Source organism: Pseudomonas sp. Tul2A7, assembly GCF_054790505.1.
On the sequence record NZ_CP186499.1, the window covers coordinates 767400 to 784132 of the forward strand.

General features: G+C 60.0%; 14 protein-coding genes. 11 read left to right on the top strand and 3 right to left on the bottom strand.

Going from position 1 to position 16733, the window contains the following annotated elements:
* Window positions 1-38: 38 nt before the first annotated feature.
* Window positions 39-1238 carry a succinyldiaminopimelate transaminase gene (gene dapC / locus ACOYXJ_RS03670; RefSeq protein ID WP_150706076.1) on the top strand — a complete coding sequence of 400 codons (1200 nt, stop codon included), beginning with the start codon at window positions 39-41 and terminating at the stop codon, window positions 1236-1238.
* A 247-nt stretch (window positions 1239-1485) separates the two neighbouring features.
* Window positions 1486-2139: a zinc metalloprotease gene (locus tag ACOYXJ_RS03675; RefSeq protein ID WP_460367947.1), complete on the top strand. Its 654-nt coding sequence runs from the start codon at window positions 1486-1488 to the stop codon at window positions 2137-2139.
* 20 nt (window positions 2140-2159) lie between these two features.
* Here the strand turns inward: ACOYXJ_RS03675 and ACOYXJ_RS03680 are convergent, their stop codons facing one another.
* Complete coding sequence (locus ACOYXJ_RS03680) at window positions 2160-3791, bottom strand: Na+/H+ antiporter (RefSeq protein ID WP_150792477.1); 1632 nt, start codon at window positions 3789-3791, stop codon at window positions 2160-2162.
* 278 nt (window positions 3792-4069) lie between these two features.
* Between ACOYXJ_RS03680 and ACOYXJ_RS03685 the strand changes: the two genes are divergently transcribed.
* The 4 genes from ACOYXJ_RS03685 (at window position 4070) to ACOYXJ_RS03700 (ending at window position 7237) form a co-directional block, all read left to right on the top strand.
* On the top strand, window positions 4070-4432 hold the full coding sequence (locus tag ACOYXJ_RS03685) for an ArsC family reductase (protein ID WP_016985102.1): 363 nt from the start codon (window positions 4070-4072) through the stop codon (window positions 4430-4432).
* Window positions 4433-4465: 33 nt separating this feature from the next.
* The gene (gene dapD, locus ACOYXJ_RS03690) at window positions 4466-5500 is read left to right on the top strand and encodes a 2,3,4,5-tetrahydropyridine-2,6-dicarboxylate N-succinyltransferase (protein ID WP_141128834.1); all 1035 of its coding nucleotides are present in this window, start codon (window positions 4466-4468) and stop codon (window positions 5498-5500) included.
* Window positions 5501-5630: 130 nt separating this feature from the next.
* On the top strand, window positions 5631-6836 hold the full coding sequence (locus ACOYXJ_RS03695) for an aminotransferase class V-fold PLP-dependent enzyme (RefSeq protein ID WP_460367950.1): 1206 nt from the start codon (window positions 5631-5633) through the stop codon (window positions 6834-6836).
* Complete coding sequence (locus ACOYXJ_RS03700) at window positions 6833-7237, top strand: SufE family protein (protein ID WP_150792475.1); 405 nt, start codon at window positions 6833-6835, stop codon at window positions 7235-7237. The genes ACOYXJ_RS03695 and ACOYXJ_RS03700 overlap by 4 nt, the downstream gene beginning before the upstream one ends.
* Window positions 7238-7356: 119 nt before the next feature.
* Here the strand turns inward: ACOYXJ_RS03700 and tcdA are convergent, their stop codons facing one another.
* Window positions 7357-8175, bottom strand: a complete 819-nt coding sequence (tcdA, locus tag ACOYXJ_RS03705; protein ID WP_150749450.1) for a tRNA cyclic N6-threonylcarbamoyladenosine(37) synthase TcdA — start codon at window positions 8173-8175, stop codon at window positions 7357-7359.
* Window positions 8176-8388: 213 nt separating this feature from the next.
* Here tcdA and ACOYXJ_RS03710 point away from each other — a divergent pair, with 213 nt between their 5' ends.
* From ACOYXJ_RS03710 to ACOYXJ_RS03725, 4 genes are all read left to right on the top strand, one after another.
* Window positions 8389-10980: a glycosyltransferase gene (locus ACOYXJ_RS03710; protein ID WP_460367952.1), complete on the top strand. Its 2592-nt coding sequence runs from the start codon at window positions 8389-8391 to the stop codon at window positions 10978-10980.
* 237 nt (window positions 10981-11217) lie between these two features.
* Window positions 11218-12369, top strand: a complete 1152-nt coding sequence (gene dapE / locus ACOYXJ_RS03715; RefSeq protein WP_110720122.1) for a succinyl-diaminopimelate desuccinylase — start codon at window positions 11218-11220, stop codon at window positions 12367-12369.
* Entirely contained in the window at window positions 12369-13178 is an 810-nt protein-coding gene (locus ACOYXJ_RS03720; protein ID WP_460367954.1) for a putative RNA methyltransferase, read from the top strand. The genes dapE and ACOYXJ_RS03720 overlap by 1 nt, the downstream gene beginning before the upstream one ends.
* 75 nt (window positions 13179-13253) lie before the next feature.
* A complete protein-coding gene (locus ACOYXJ_RS03725) occupies window positions 13254-13631 on the top strand; it encodes a hypothetical protein (protein ID WP_016985110.1) in 378 nt (125 codons plus the stop codon).
* Window positions 13632-13757: 126 nt separating this feature from the next.
* Here ACOYXJ_RS03725 and ACOYXJ_RS03730 read toward each other — a convergent pair whose 3' ends face one another.
* Window positions 13758-13967: a cold-shock protein gene (locus tag ACOYXJ_RS03730; RefSeq protein WP_007908870.1), complete on the bottom strand. Its 210-nt coding sequence runs from the start codon at window positions 13965-13967 to the stop codon at window positions 13758-13760.
* 238 nt (window positions 13968-14205) lie between these two features.
* Here ACOYXJ_RS03730 and plsB point away from each other — a divergent pair, with 238 nt between their 5' ends.
* Entirely contained in the window at window positions 14206-16707 is a 2502-nt protein-coding gene (gene plsB, locus ACOYXJ_RS03735; RefSeq protein ID WP_150792472.1) for a glycerol-3-phosphate 1-O-acyltransferase PlsB, read from the top strand.
* The last annotated feature ends 26 nt before the right edge of the window (window positions 16708-16733 follow it).

Below are 16733 nucleotides of genomic sequence, written 5' to 3' on the forward strand. Positions count from 1 at the left end.
CCCCGGATTCAAATGGCTTTGCACGAGACCCAGCCCCAATGAACAACGCTCTGAACCAGCTCCAGCCCTATCCGTTCGAAAAGCTCCGCGCCCTGCTCGGCACCGTGACCCCGAACCCGGATAAACGTCCGATCGCGCTGTCGATTGGCGAGCCGAAGCATCGCTCGCCAAGCTTTGTCGCCGAAACGCTGGCCAACAGTCTGGATCAGATGGCGGTGTACCCGACCACCCTCGGCATCCCGGCGCTGCGTGAAGCCATCGCCGGCTGGTGCGAGCGTCGTTTCGGCGTACCAGGCGGCTGGATCGATCCGGCGCGCAACGTGTTGCCGGTCAATGGCACGCGTGAAGCGTTGTTCGCGTTCACCCAGACCGTGGTCAACCGTGGCGACGACGCGCTGGTAGTCAGCCCGAACCCGTTCTACCAGATCTACGAGGGCGCTGCGTTCCTCGCCGGGGCCAAGCCGCATTACCTGCCGTGCCTTGACGAAAACGGCTTCAACCCGGATTTCGATGACGTTTCGCCAGACATCTGGAAACGCTGCCAGATCCTGTTCCTCTGCTCGCCGGGTAACCCGACCGGCGCGCTGATCCCGGTCGACACCCTGAAGAAACTGATCGCCCTGGCCGACGAATACGACTTCGTGATCGCCGCCGACGAGTGCTATAGCGAACTGTACTTCGACGAACAGACGCCACCGCCAGGCCTGCTCACTGCCTGCGTCGAACTGGGCCGCAAGGATTTCAAGCGCTGCGTGGTGTTTCACAGCCTCTCCAAGCGCTCCAATCTGCCGGGCCTGCGCTCCGGTTTTGTGGCGGGCGACGCCGATATCCTCAAAGGTTTCCTGCTGTATCGCACCTACCACGGCTGCGCGATGCCGGTGCAAACGCAACTGGCCAGCGTGGCTGCGTGGAATGACGAAGTGCATGTGCGCGCCAATCGCGCGCTGTACCGCGAAAAGTTCGATGCGGTGCTGGAGATCCTCAGCCCGGTGATGGATGTTCAGCGTCCGGATGGCAGTTTCTATTTGTGGCCGAATGTGAACGGCGATGACGCGGCGTTCTGCCGTGATTTGTTCGCCGAAGAGCACGTGACCGTGGTGCCGGGATCCTATCTTTCGCGCGATGTCGACGGCGTCAACCCAGGGGCCGGCCGTGTACGCATGGCACTCGTGGCGCCGCTGGCTGAATGCGTGGAAGCCGCGGAACGGATTCGCGCGTTCATGACTCGCCAACGCTAAGCAACATTACCGTGCCAGTAAAACTGGCACGGTAACTTCCCCCTGCAAAGACACAACTCAATAAACTTGTATCCCGCCTTAGTCCATTTAACAGCTTACTATCGAGCTGCGTATCACGCTGCGCAGTTTTAACTGTTAACTAATATCAAATATCAAAACAAGGAAGTTCAATCATGAACCCGACCACTAATATCGGCTTCAGCATAATGCTCGCAACCATTCAAACCGGAAGCGGAGTACAACAATAATGTGGGCCCGAAACAATCCCTCCAAACTGTGGACTCCTGGCCAGACGTTGCGTATCGCCTTCCTTAATGGCACGCCTGAATTCAAACAAGCCGTCCGTTCCGCCGCCAGTAACTGGCTGGCACACATAAATTTGAAGTTCAACTTCGTCGAGGGGGCAGAAGGTGATATCCGCATACTCAGCGAAAATGGCACGTTCTGGTCGCAGATTGGCACCGATGCATTGCTCGACACCGATGAACCCACCATGCGGCTCTGGCCACACTCGAGTAATCATGCACGTTATTTCGCAGCGAACGTCATGCATGAGTTTGGCCATATGCTCGGCGCAGAACACGAACAAACCAATCCGACAGCCAACATCCCCTGGAATAGAACAGCCCTTTATGAGAGTCATGGAATCACCGACAACTCCGAGGAAGATGACTATCAGGCCGGAGTAACACGCAATAAACTGAACCAGTTGTACCTTGACCGTGCCGACCCGAGCGAAAGTCTTTATTCAACGTATGACCGTAAATCGATCATGCACTACGTCATCCAGCAGACCTGGACTGAAGGTGACTTCCAGATCTTTCCTAATCTGGAACTCAGTGAACACGACAAAGCCTTCATGGCAAAGGCCTACCCCTATCCACCGCAAGCAAGCGAATGACTTTATCCGCCAGTGCATGGTTATTTGACCTGCCCCAGGTTTGCTTCGCTTAAATCAAGATCTGCCAACACTTCTCGCAGGACGTCATCACCAATCTCGTGTTGGCGACTCAAGCTGTAAAGTTCAAGGCGTTGTGCCCGCAGCGCCTTCAAACGCAAACGGCGTTCCAGCAGATCCATCTGGAACGCTAGCGCCTGGGCTTCTGCCGAATCGTTGAAAACTTCCAGTTGATGGCGATACTCGGACATGATCCGCGCCTTGAGTTCCGCCGAGAGAGCGGCTTGAGCGGCGTCCTGCGGGGCGACCTCCTCAGTTTCCAGGGCATGAATCGCCGCTTCGGCGGTCTTGCGCCAAGCATCGCGCACTTCCTGGCGACGTTTGTCATCCGGGCTCTTTTCAATTCCGCGCAACAACAGCGGCAAGGCGATGCAAGCCGACACCAGCGACAACAGGATCACCCCGGCGGCAATGAAAATCAGCAGATCACGCTCGGGAAAAGCATCGGCCCCCATCAACATCGGCACCGACATCACACCGGCCAGCGTCACCGCTCCACGCACCCCGCCGACGGTCAGCAGCCAGCAGGAGCGCGCGGTCGGTACCTGCGTCAGCTCGCCCTTGCCGCGCAAGCGGCGCAGCAGCACCGACAAGCGCCAGATGCTCTGCACCCAGATAAACCGCAGCAATACCAGCGCCAGAAAAATTGCCACGACATCCAGACAGCGATAGAACAGCGTCGGCCACAATGTCGGTTCATGGCTGACCACAGCTTTGATGATGTCCGGCAATTGCAGGCCCAGCAGCAGGAAGATCAAACCGTTGAAGGCGAACTCCAGCAGCGACCAGACACTGCGATTGAGCAAGCGGGTGCTGGTCTGACGAGGCAACAGATCGAGCCAGCTCTGCATCATCCCTGCCGCCACGGCTGAGAGAATGCCCGAGACGCCAAGACGTTCCGCCAGCACATAAGCGGCGAACGGCAGCAGTAACATGAACACAACGTGCGTCGCGGGATCGTCCCAACCTCGAGCGATCATCCACGCCCGCAAGCGCCCGACCAGCCAGCTCAATGCCACGCCGACCGCCAACCCACCGAGCGCCACCACGACAAAGGTGAGGCTGGCGTTGGTCAGTGAGAACACCCCTGTGATAGCCGCCACCAGGGCGAACTTGAAGGTCACCAGACCGGAGGCATCGTTCATCAGCGCCTCGCCCTGCAATATATGCATCAGCGGGGTCGGCAAACGGTTTTGCGAAATAGCCGACACCGCCACGGCGTCCGTCGGCGACAACACTGCCGCCAGGGCGAAAGCCACCGGCAACGGAATTGATGGCAACAACCAATGAATGAAGTAACCGGCGCCGACCACGGTGAACAACACCAGCCCCACCGCCAAGGTCAGGATCGGGCCGCGCAGGTGCCAGAGCTCACGCTTGGGCATGCGCCAGCCATCGGAAAACAGCAGGGGCGGCAGGAATAGAAACAGGAACAACTCGGGATCGAGCGCCACGTGCAAACCCAAGGTCGGCCAGGCGAGCAATGCGCCGGCGGCGATTTGTACCAGCGGCAGTGGCAACGGGATGACCCGTCCGACTAGCCTCGAAACGCTGACCAGCATCAGCAGGATCAGGACGGTGTAAGCGGTTTGCATAAAGCGGAAATCTCAGACAATCGACAGCGTTGAACTGCCATATTAGCCGCTTAGGATGCGTCTGACCGTTGCACCTATGTCGCACTGCCCCAATTGATGTCCGCACACCAATGTGTAGGAGCTGCGGCACGCTGCGATCTTTTGATCTTTAAAGACACAATCAAAAGATCGCAGCCTCGTTTCACTCGACAGCTCCTACAGGGTTTTGCGTATTCACCGAAGGGTCATGGCATAATCCGACACCATTTTTCTCCAGCACCTGTAAAGGGGGCAATTCCTTGACCGTTTCAAGTAAAACGTTGCACCTTTTCGGCATCAAAGCCTGCGACACCATGAAGAAGGCGCGCACCTGGCTTGATGAGCACGCTGTCAGCTACGACTTTCACGATTACAAAAGCGCCGGCATCGACCGTGAACACCTGACCCAATGGTGTGACGAACATGGCTGGCAAACGGTGTTGAACCGCGCAGGCACGACCTTTCGCAAACTCGACGACGAACGCAAAGCCGATCTCGACCAATCGAAAGCCATCGAACTGATGCTCGCTCAACCCTCGATGATCAAGCGCCCGGTGCTCGATCTCGGTGACCGAACCCTGATTGGCTTCAAGCCAGATATCTACGCGGCCGCTCTGAAGTAAGCAGCCCGTCACTCTTTGTAGAGGTGTATTTACATGTCCAATTCCCTGTTCAGCATCGCCTTTGGTGTCGGCACTCAGAACCGTCAAGGCGCATGGCTGGAAGTGTTCTACGCACAGCCACTGCTCAATCCTTCGGCCGAACTGGTCGCTGCCGTTGCGCCGATCCTCGGTTACACCGAAGGCAACCAGGCCATCACCTTCACCACCGCTCAGGCTGCGCAACTGGCTGAAGCCGTGAAAGGCATCGACGCCGTGCAAGGCAAACTGCTGACCCGTCTGGCCGAAAGCCACAAGCCGCTGGTCGCCACTCTGCTGGCCGAAGATGCACAGCTGACCTCGACGCCTGAGGCCTACCTCAAGCTGCACCTGCTGTCGCACCGCCTGGTCAAGCCACACGGCGTGAGCCTGGCCGGGATCTTCCCGCTGCTGCCGAACGTAGCGTGGACCAGCCAGGGCGCCATCGATCTGAGCGAACTGACCGAAATGCAACTGGAAGCCCGTCTGCGCGGCGAGCTGCTGGAAGTGTTCTCGGTGGACAAGTTCCCGAAAATGACCGACTACGTGGTACCGGCTGGCGTGCGTATCGCCGACGCGGCACGTCTGCGTCTGGGCGCTTACGTCGGTGAAGGCACCACCGTGATGCACGAAGGTTTCATCAACTTCAACGCCGGCACCGAAGGCCCGGGCATGATCGAAGGCCGCGTTTCCGCTGGCGTATTCGTCGGCAAGGGTTCGGACCTGGGTGGCGGCTGCTCGACCATGGGTACCCTGTCGGGCGGCGGCAACATCGTGATCAAGGTTGGCGAAGGCTGCCTGATCGGCGCCAACGCCGGTATCGGTATCCCGTTGGGCGACCGCAACACCGTTGAGTCGGGTCTGTACGTGACCGCTGGTACCAAGGTGGCGCTGCTCGACGAGAACAACAACCTGGTCAAGGTTGTGAAGGCGCGTGAGCTGGCCGGTCAGACTGACCTGCTGTTCCGTCGCAATTCGGAAACCGGTGCTGTGGAATGCAAAACCCACAAATCGGCAATCGAACTGAACGAAGCGCTGCACGCTCACAACTAAGCAGCACATCGACCTCCTGTGGGAGCGAGCTTGCTCGCGAAGCTTTTGGCGTATTCAAGAACGCCTTCGCGAGCAGGCTCGCTCCCACAGTGTCTTGTGTACACCCGCCCAAGTTCACAGGGCTGAACAGATGATGATTCCCTCCCCCTGGCGTGCCGATTTTCCGGCCATCGCCGCTCTGCAACGGCAAGACCAGACCTATCTGGACAACGCCGCTACCACGCAAAAACCCCAAGCCCTGCTCGACGCACTGACGCATTACTACGCCAATGGCGCAGCCAATGTGCATCGTGCGCAACACCTGCCGGGCGCCCATGCCACGCAGGCGTTCGAGGACAGTCGGCTGAAGGTTGCCCAGTGGCTGAATGCCGGTGACAGCGGGCAGATCATCTTTAGCCACGGCGCCACCAGTGCGCTGAATCTCCTGGCTTATGGCCTGGAACATCTATTCCAACCGGGCGATGAAATTGTCATCAGCGCCCTGGAGCATCACGCCAACCTGCTGCCATGGCAGCAACTGGCGCAACGGCGCAATCTGAAGCTGGTGATTCTGCCGCTGGATGCCCACGGTTTGATCGACCTTGCGGCCGCCGTGCATCTGATCGGCCCGCGCACGCGCTTGCTGGCGGTCAGCCAGTTGTCCAACGTGCTCGGCGCCTGGCAGCCATTGTCGGCGCTGCTGGGCATGGCCAAGGCGCAGAACGCGCTGACCGTGGTCGATGGCGCGCAAGGCGTGGTGCATGGTCGGCATGACGTGCAGGCGCTGGGTTGCGACTTTTATGTGTTTTCCAGCCACAAACTGTATGGCCCCGATGGCCTCGGCGTGCTGTTTGGGCGCAATGTTGCGCTTGAACAGCTGAAGCCTTGGCAGTTCGGCGGCGAAATGGTGCTGGAAGCCAACTATCACGACTCGCGCTTTCGCCCTGCTCCGCTGGGTTTCGAGGCCGGTACGCCGCCGATTGCCAGTGTCATCGGTCTTGGCGCTACGCTGGATTATCTGGCGGGTCTGGATCAGGACGCGGTGTCTGCTCATGAAGCCGCGCTGCATGACTATTTGCTGCATGGACTCGCGGCGCGTAACGGCATTCGTCTGCTCGGCAAGCCGCAATTGGCGCTGGCGAGTTTTGTCGTCGACGGTGTGCATAACGCCGATCTCGCGCATCTTTTGACCGAGCAAGGTATCGCCGTGCGCGCCGGGCATCACTGCGCAATGCCGCTGCTGAAAAGCTTTGAGCTGGCCGGGGCGATTCGGGTGTCACTGGCGCTGTACAACGATTCGGAAGATCTGGAGCGGTTCTTTGAAGCGCTGGATCAGGCGCTGGAGTTGTTGCGATGAGCTTGCCGGTCGAAGCGGCAGAGGCGTTGCAGACTTTTCAGAGCGCGGCGGGCTGGGAACAGCGGGCGCGATTGTTAATGCAGTTTGGTGATCGTCTGCCGCCGTTGGATGACACGGACAAGTGCGAAGCCAACCGGGTGCATGGCTGTGAGAGTCAGGTGTGGCTGGTTGGCGAGCTGCACGACGGTCACTGGCAGTTCAGCGCCAGCAGCGATGCGCGGATGATTCGCGGGTTGGTGGCGTTGTTGCTATTACGGGTTAACGGCTTGTCGGCGGCTGATTTAAAACAAATCGATTTGCCGGATTGGTTTAATCAGCTCGGCCTGTCCCGCCAGCTATCGCCCTCGCGCAGCAATGGCCTGAATGCCGTGCTCCAGCGAATGAATGAGTTGGCTCGCTGACTGATCGTTCCCACGCTCTGCGTGGGAATGCCTCAACGGACGCTCCGCGTTCGGCTCTGGATGGGACGCGGAGCGTCCCGGGCTGCATTCCCACGCGGAGCGTGGGAACGATCAACCGGTCAGGCGTCAGATTTGACTCGGTCAGCCGGACGCCGCACACCCGCGACAATCTTGTCCACAGCCTTGGTCGCCGCGACCATGCCGAACGTCGCCGTGACCATCATCACTGCGCCAAACCCACCCGCGCAGTCCAGTTTCACGCCATCGCCGACAAAACTCTTCTGCAAACAGATGCTGCCATCCGGTTTCGGGTAGCGCAGTTGCTCCGTGGAAAACACGCACGGCACGCTGTAATGACGGGTCACGGTGCGCGAGAAGCCATAATCGCGACGCAACGTCGAGCGCACTTTCGAGGCCAACGGATCGTTGAAGGTGCGGTTGAGATCGCACACCTGAATCAGCGTCGGATCAATCTGCCCGCCCGCACCGCCAGTGGTGATGATCTGGATCTTGCGGCGCTTGCACCAGGCGATCAGCGCAGCCTTGGCGTTGACCGCGTCGATGCAGTCGATCACGCAGTCGATGTTCGGCGTGATGTATTCAGCCATGGTGTCGCGGGTGACGAAATCCGCCACGGCGTGCACGGTGCAATCCGGGTTGATCCCGCGCAGACGCTCGGCCATCACTTCGACCTTGGGTTTGCCGACGGTGCTGTCCAGCGCATGCAACTGGCGGTTGGCGTTGCTGACGCAGACGTCATCGAGGTCGAACAGCGAAATCTCGCCGACGCCACAGCGGGCCATGGCTTCCGCCGCCCAGGAACCGACGCCACCGACGCCGACGATCGCCACATGGGCCGCGCGCAGGCGCTCCAGGCCTTCAATGCCATACAAACGGGCGATGCCTGCAAACCGCGGATCTTCTGTACTCATGACCATTACCCCAAAAACCGGCGCGCATTATAGGGCTATGCGGCGACAAGTTCTAAACATCAGCTACAAGTGTAAGAACTTAAGTCAAAGTCGGCTGCCCAATGTCGGGCATTTCCCTGTCTGATGTACGACTTGTGAACTGCCGGTGTAGGATGCGCGCCCCTCGGGCGTCTAGCCGACCGATCCTTCGTTCCACAGCCTTTGGAACCCGAAATAGCTATGTCATCGCGTAAATTTGGACTCAACCTGGTGGTGGTTCTGGCAATCGCCGCCCTGTTCACCGGTTTCTGGGCGCTGATCAATCGCCCGGTTTCCGCGCCGAACTGGCCGGAGCAGATCTCCGGTTTCTCCTATTCGCCATTCCAGCAGGGCCAATACCCACAGAAGGATCAATATCCGTCTGACGAAGAGATGCGCCGCGACCTGGAGATCATGAGCAAGCTGACGGACAACATCCGCATCTACTCGGTCGACGGCTCGTTGCAAGACATCCCGAAACTGGCCGAAGAATTCGGCCTGCGCGTGACGCTGGGGATCTGGATCAGCCCCGACCAGGAACGCAACGAACGGGAAATCACCCGCGCCATCGAACTGGCCAACACTTCACGCAGCGTGGTGCGCGTGGTGGTCGGTAACGAAGCGATCTTCCGTAAGGAAATCACCGCCCAAGAGCTGAGCGTATTGCTCGATCGCGTGCGCGCGGCGGTGAAAGTGCCGGTGACCACGTCCGAGCAATGGCACGTCTGGGAAGAACACCCGGAACTGGCCAAGCACGTTGACCTGATCGCCGCCCACGTTCTGCCGTACTGGGAGTTCATTCCGGTCGAAAAGGCCGGGCAGTTCGTTTTCGACCGCGCCCGCGACCTGAAAAAGCTCTTCCCGAAAAAACCATTGCTGCTCTCCGAAGTCGGCTGGCCGAGCAACGGTCGCATGCGCGGTGGCGCCGATGCATCGCCGGCGGATCAGGCGATCTACCTGCGCACCCTGGTCAACAAACTCAACCGCCAAGGTTTCAACTACTTCGTGATCGAAGCGTTCGACCAGCCGTGGAAGGCCAGTGACGAAGGTTCGGTCGGCGCCTATTGGGGCGTGTTCAACGCCGCGCGCCAGCAGAAATTCAACTTCGAAGGCCCGGTGGTGGCGATTCCGCAATGGCGTGTGCTGGCCGTCGGTTCGGTGGTGTTGGCGTTGCTGTCGCTGACCCTGCTGATGATCGACGGCTCGGCGTTGCGCCAGCGTGGGCGGATCTTCCTGACCTTCATCGCGTTCCTTTGCGGTTCGGTGCTGGTATGGATCGGTTACGACTACAGCCTGCAATACAGCACATGGTTCAGTTTGACCGTCGGCTTCCTCTTGGCGCTGGGTGCGCTTGGGGTGTTTATCGTCTTGCTGACCGAGGCGCATGAACTGGCCGAAGCGGTATGGATTCACAAGCGTCGACGTGAGTTCCTGCCGGTCGAGGGCGACTCCAGCTATCGCCCGAAAGTGTCGATCCACGTGCCGTGCTACAACGAGCCGCCGGAGATGGTCAAACAGACCCTCGACGCCCTCGCCGCCCTCGATTATCCGGACTACGAAGTCCTGATCATCGACAACAACACCAAGGACCCGGCGGTGTGGGAACCGGTGCGCGACTACTGCGCAACCCTCGGCCCGCGCTTCAAGTTCTTCCACGTCTCGCCCCTGGCCGGTTTCAAGGGCGGCGCGCTGAACTACCTGATTCCGCACACCGCCAAGGATGCCGAAGTGATCGCCGTGATCGACTCCGATTACTGCGTGCACCCGAACTGGCTCAAGCACATGGTGCCGCACTTCGCCGACCCGAAAATCGCTGTGGTGCAGTCGCCGCAGGATTACCGCGATCAGAACGAAAGCACCTTCAAGAAGCTCTGCTACGCCGAATACAAAGGCTTCTTCCACATCGGCATGGTTACCCGTAACGACCGTGACGCGATCATCCAGCACGGCACCATGACCATGACCCGTCGCTCGGTGCTGGAAGAGTTGGGTTGGGCTGACTGGTGCATCTGTGAAGACGCCGAACTCGGTCTGCGCGTGTTCGAAAAAGGCCTGTCGGCGGCGTATTACCACGACAGCTACGGCAAGGGTCTGATGCCGGATACGTTTATCGACTTCAAGAAACAGCGTTTCCGCTGGGCTTACGGCGCGATCCAGATCATCAAACGTCACACCGGCAGCCTGCTGCGCGGCAAGGACACCGAACTGACACGCGGCCAGCGTTACCACTTCCTCGCGGGCTGGTTGCCGTGGGTGGCGGACGGCATGAACATCTTCTTCACCGTCGGCGCGCTGTTGTGGTCGGCGGCAATGATCATCGTGCCGCAACGGGTCGATCCGCCGCTGCTGATCTTCGCAATCCCGCCTCTGGCGTTGTTCGTGTTCAAGGTCGGCAAGATCATCTTCCTCTACCGTCGCGCCGTTGGCGTGAACCTGAAAGATGCCTTCTGCGCGGCACTGGCCGGGCTGGCGTTGTCGCACACCATCGCCAAAGCGGTGCTGTACGGCTTCTTCACCAGCAGCATTCCGTTCTTCCGCACGCCGAAAAACGCTGACAACCACGGCTTCTGGGTGGCGATTTCCGAAGCGCGGGAAGAGCTGTTCATCATGCTGCTGTTGTGGGGCGCGGCGCTGGGGATCTTCCTGGTCAACGGCATGCCGAGCAACGACATGCGCTTCTGGGTGGTGATGTTGCTGGTGCAGTCGCTGCCGTATCTGGCGGCGCTGATCATGGCGTTCCTGTCGTCGCTGCCCAAACCTGCGGCTGCACCGGAGCCTGCGCCGGTCGTCTAAATCCTCATCGATGCACTAAACGGCGGCCAATGGTCGCCGTTTTGCTTTAAGATAACCGCCATTTTGCGGGGCTTGGCGGCGTTCGGCTCATTGGCCAAACCCAATTCCTGTAGGAGTGAGCCTGCTCGCGATAGCGGTGTAACAATCAAAAGTTACGTTGACTGACACACCGCTATCGCGAGCAGGCTCACTCCTACAGTTAGTCCGCGCCCACATTCATGATCTTCGGAGTTTTCCATGACGGCCCACGCCGACCTTTCGCCGACCCTCCAACTCGCCATCGACCTGATCCGCCGTCCGTCCGTGACGCCGGTCGACGCCGATTGCCAGAAGCAGATGATGCAGCGCCTGGGCGATGCCGGTTTCACTCTCGAGCCGATGCGCATCGAAGATGTGGATAACTTCTGGGCCACCCACGGCAACAACGATGGCCCGGTGCTGTGCTTCGCCGGCCACACCGACGTGGTGCCGACCGGCCCTGTGACGGCGTGGCAGATCGACCCGTTCAACGCGCTGATCGATGAACACGGCATGCTCTGCGGCCGTGGCGCGGCGGACATGAAAGGCAGCCTGGCGTCGATGACCGTCGCCGCTGAGCGCTTCGTCGCCGACTATCCGAACCACAAGGGCAAGGTCGCGTTCCTGATCACCAGCGACGAAGAAGGCCCGGCGCACCACGGCACCAAGGCTGTGGTCGAGCGCTTGGCCGCGCGTAACGAGCGTCTGGACTGGTGCATCGTCGGCGAACCGTCGAGCACCACATTGGTCGGCGACGTGGTGAAAAACGGCCGTCGCGGCTCGCTGGGCGCCAAGCTCACGGTCAAAGGCATTCAGGGCCACGTCGCTTACCCCCATCTGGCGAAGAATCCTATCCACCTCGCTGCTCCGGCGCTGGCCGAACTGGCCGCCGAACACTGGGATCACGGCAACGATTTCTTCCCGCCGACCAGTTTCCAGATTTCCAACGTCAACTCCGGCACCGGCGCGACCAACGTGATTCCGGGCGATCTGGTGGCGGTGTTCAACTTCCGCTTCTCTACCGAATCGACCGTTGAAGGCCTGCAGAAACGCGTGGCTGACATTCTCGACAAGCACGATCTGGACTGGCACATCGACTGGGCGCTGTCCGGCCTGCCGTTCCTCACCGAACCGGGCGCACTGCTCGACGCGGTGTCGGCGAGCATCAAGGACATCACCGGTCGCGAGACCAAGGCGTCGACCAGCGGCGGCACCTCCGATGGCCGCTTTATCGCAACCATGGGCACGCAAGTGGTTGAACTGGGCCCGGTCAACGCGACCATTCACCAGGTCAACGAACGCGTGCTGGCGGCGGATCTCGACGTACTGACCGAGATCTACTACCAGACAATGATCAAGTTGCTCGCCTGATGCTTGCTTGCCCCATCTGCAATGAACCGCTGAATGCGGTGGACAACGGCGTGGTCTGCCCCGCCGGCCACCGCTTCGACCGCGCGCGCCAGGGTTACCTGAACCTGCTGCCGGTGCAGCACAAGAACAGCCGCGACCCTGGCGATAACCAGGCCATGGTCGAAGCGCGCCGTGATTTCTTGAACGCTGGCCATTACGCGCCGGTGGCCAAGCGTCTGGCCGAGCTGGCGGCGAGTTACGCGCCGGATCGCTGGGTCGACATCGGCTGTGGCGAGGGTTATTACACCGCGCAAATCGCCGAGGCCTTGCCGAACGCCGATGGCTACGCGCTGGATATTTCCCGTGAAGCGGTCAAACGCGCCTGCAAACGTAATCCGGCGATCACCTGGTTGATCGCCAGCATGGCCCGTGTGCCGTTGGCATCGGGCAGTTGCCGGTTTCTCGCCAGTGTTTTCAGTCCGTTGGACTGGGAAGAAGCCAAGCGTCTGCTCAGCGTCGGCGGCGGTCTGATGAAAGTCGGCCCGACCAGCGGCCACCTGATGGAATTACGCGAACGCCTGTACGACGAAGTGCGCGAATACACCGACGACAAGCATCTGGCCCTGGTGCCGCAAGGCATGGCGCTGGCGCACAGTGAAACCCTGGAATTCAAGCTGACGCTGGACAAACCCGAGGATCGCGCCAACCTGTTGGCGATGACACCCCACGGCTGGCGCGCCAGTGCCGAGCGTCGTGCGGCGGTGATCGAGCAGGCCGAGCCGTTCGAGACCACCGTATCGATGCGCTACGATTATTTCGTTCTTCAATAACTTTTGGTCTCGGGCGAGTGCCCGGGGCCGGCTAAATCCGCGAATGGATTTTTCAGACCCGCAGTGAGGACATCCATGCGCCAACCGGACATCGAGATTTACCTGAAAGACGCCGACGTCGACCACAAGGCCATTTCGGCCTGGCTGGGCGCCGCGCTTGGCCCGTGCAGCGACTGGGTACAAAAAGGCCAGACCTACAAGTGCAAGGCCGGCAACGTGCCGGTGACCTGGCTGCCGAAAGCCGTGGGCAAATGGAACAGCCTGTACCTGGAAAGCGACCAGACCCCATGGGACGACGACATCGCCTGCGCCCGCGCCGCATTCGCTGCGCTGAACGTGGAAGTGCGTTGCGCGCCGGGCACGTGGGTTGAAGAAGAAGGCGAGGAAACAGCGGATCGCTGGATGCGCATCAGCGAAGACGGTGAAGAAGAAATCACCTGGAAAACCGCGTAAAAACAGGCAACATAGATCCCATGTGGGAGCGAGCCTGCTCGCGAATGTGGTGTATCAGTCACCATTCATATCGACTGACACTACGCATTCGCGAGCAGGCTCGCTCCCACAGTGGTTTTCAGCGACTTACAGGCCTACAACGTCTTCCGCCTGCAAACCCTTCTCGCCAGTAATCACCGCGTACTCAACCTGCTGGCCTTCAGTCAGCGACCGATGCCCCTCGCCGCGAATCGCGCGGTAGTGCACGAACACGTCCACCCCGTCTTCGCGCTGAATAAAGCCGTAGCCTTTGGCGTCGTTGAACCACTTCACGTTGCCGGTTTCACGTGTTGCCATCTGTTCATACTCCTTTTTTATTATTGAACAGGCTTTTCGCAGGAAAGCCTTAGAGGAACGTCAGCCTGCGTCCGACGTCCATAAAAGGGCCCCGGCGACAGACCGCCGAGTATATGACAGGTGCGAAAACTCTCAACAGGAGATTACTTCGCCGCTTTTTTGCCGATTTTCGGTGAATACGGCAAACTGTCGACCTCCCGAGCAACCGCTCGGTTTTATTCACTCACGCAGAAGCCGTATGACCCGTTCCCCGTTCCGCCGTCTTGTGTTTGGCACCCTGCGCCGACTGTTGTACCTCTGGGTTCGCTCGGAGACGATCAACCAGTCGTCGTTCACCCTCAACCTCGACCGCAGTCGTCCGGTGTTCTACGTCCTGCAAAACCCTTCGCTGACTGATCTGGCCGTGCTCGACACCGAGTGCACCAAGGCCGGCCTGCCGCGTCCGGTGCTGCCGGTATCGGTGGGTTCGCTGATCGAACCGGCGGCGTTCTTCTACCTGACGCCGGATCCAGACTGGCTCGGCCGCCAGGACAAACGCGGTGCACCGCCGACCCTGACCCGACTGGTCAGTGCGCTGACGCAGAACGCTGCCGAAGACGCGCAGATCATTCCGGTCAGCGTGTTCTGGGGCCAGTCGCCGGACAGCGAAAACAGTCCGTGGAAACTGCTGTTTGCTGACAGCTGGGCCGTTACCGGGCGCCTGCGTCGGCTGCTGAGCATCATCGTCCTCGGCCGTAAAACCCGCGTGCAGTTCTCCGCGCCGATCCATCTGCGCGAATTGATCGAACACAACAAGGGCCACGAACGCACCGTGCGCATGGCCCAGCGCATCCTGCGCGTACACTTCCGAAATCTGAAAGCAGCCGTCATCGGCCCGGACATTTCCCACCGCCGCAACCTGGTCAAAGGTCTGCTCAACCAGCCGTTGGTCAAGCAAGCGATCCTCGACGAAGCCGAGCGCGAAAACATCTCCGCGGAAAAAGCCAAGGCGCAGGCCCTGCGCTACGGCAACGAAATCGCCTCGGACTACACCTACACCGCGATCCGCTTCCTCGAAGTGGTGCTGAGCTGGTTCTGGAACAAGATTTACGACGGCATCAAGGTCAACCACATCGAAGGCGTGCAGAAAGTCGCCCAGGGTCACGAAGTGATCTATGTGCCGTGTCACCGCAGCCACATCGACTACCTGCTGCTGTCGTATCTGCTGTTCCGCAACGGCCTGACCCCGCCGCACATTGCCGCCGGGATCAACCTGAACATGCCGGTGATCGGCAGCCTGCTGCGCCGTGGCGGCGCATTCTTCATGCGTCGCACGTTCAAGGGCAATCCGCTGTACACCTCGGTGTTCAACGAATACCTGCACACCCTGTTCACCAAAGGCTTCCCGGTCGAGTACTTCGTCGAGGGCGGCCGCTCGCGTACCGGGCGCATGTTGCAACCGAAGACCGGAATGCTCGCGATTACGATGCGCAGCTTCCTGCGTTCGTCGCGCATGCCGATCGTGTTTGTGCCGGTGTACATCGGCTACGAGCGCGTGCTGGAAGGTCGCACCTACCTTGGCGAGCTGCGCGGTGCGAGCAAGAAGAAAGAATCGATCTTCGACATTTTCAAAGTCATCGGTGCGCTCAAGCAGCGTTTCGGTCAGGTCGCGGTGAACTTCGGCGAGCCGATCAAACTCGCAGAATTCCTCGACGCCGAGCAACCGGACTGGCGTCAGCAGGAACTCGGCCCGCAGTACAAACCGGCATGGCTTAACGAAACCACCAATCGCCTTGGCGAAAAAGTTGCGCAGCATCTCAACGAAGCGGCGGCGATCAACCCGGTCAACTTGGTGGCGCTGGCGCTGCTGTCGACTACACGTCTGGCGCTGGACGATCGCGCCATGGCGCGGGTGCTGGATCTATACCTGGCGCTGCTGCGCAAAGTCCCGTACTCGCCGCACACCACCTTGCCGGAAGGCGATGGCCGTGCGCTGATCGAGCATGTGAAGGACATGGATCTGCTCGCCGAGCAGAACGATGCATTGGGCAAGATTCTCTATCTGGATGAGCAGAATGCCGTCCTGATGACCTACTACCGCAACAACGTGTTGCACATCTTCGCCCTGCCGGCACTGCTGGCGAGCTTCTTCCAGAGCGCCTCGCGCATGAGCCGCGAACAGATCCTGCGCTACACCCGCGCGCTGTATCCGTACCTGCAATCGGAACTGTTCATTCGCTGGACGCTGGACGAACTGGACGGTGTGGTCGATCAGTGGCTCGACGCATTCGTCGAACAAGGCCTGCTGCGTTTCGAGAAGGATGTGTACCTGCGTCCGGCGCCAAGTTCGCGGCATTTCGTCCTGCTGACGCTGCTGTCGAAGAGCATCGCCCAGACCTTGCAGCGCTTCTACATGACCGTGTCCTTGCTGCTCAACAGCGGCCAGAACACCGTCAGCGCCGAAGAGCTGGAAGACCTCTGCACCGTCATGGCCCAGCGCCTGTCGATCCTCCACGGCCTCAACGCCCCGGAGTTCTTCGACAAGAGCCTGTTCCGTCACTTCATCCAGACGATGCTCGACCTCGACGTGCTGCGCCGCGATGAGGCCGGCAAACTGAGTTATCACGAGCTGCTTGGCGAACTCGCCGAAGGTGCGGCCAAGCGCGTGTTGCCGGCGGAGATTCGTTTGTCGATCCGCCAGGTCGCGCTGCATCGCAGTGAAGATGCTGCAGATCAGGTCATCGCCCAACCCGAGACCTGATGCAAACCTGATGGGAGTGAGCTTGC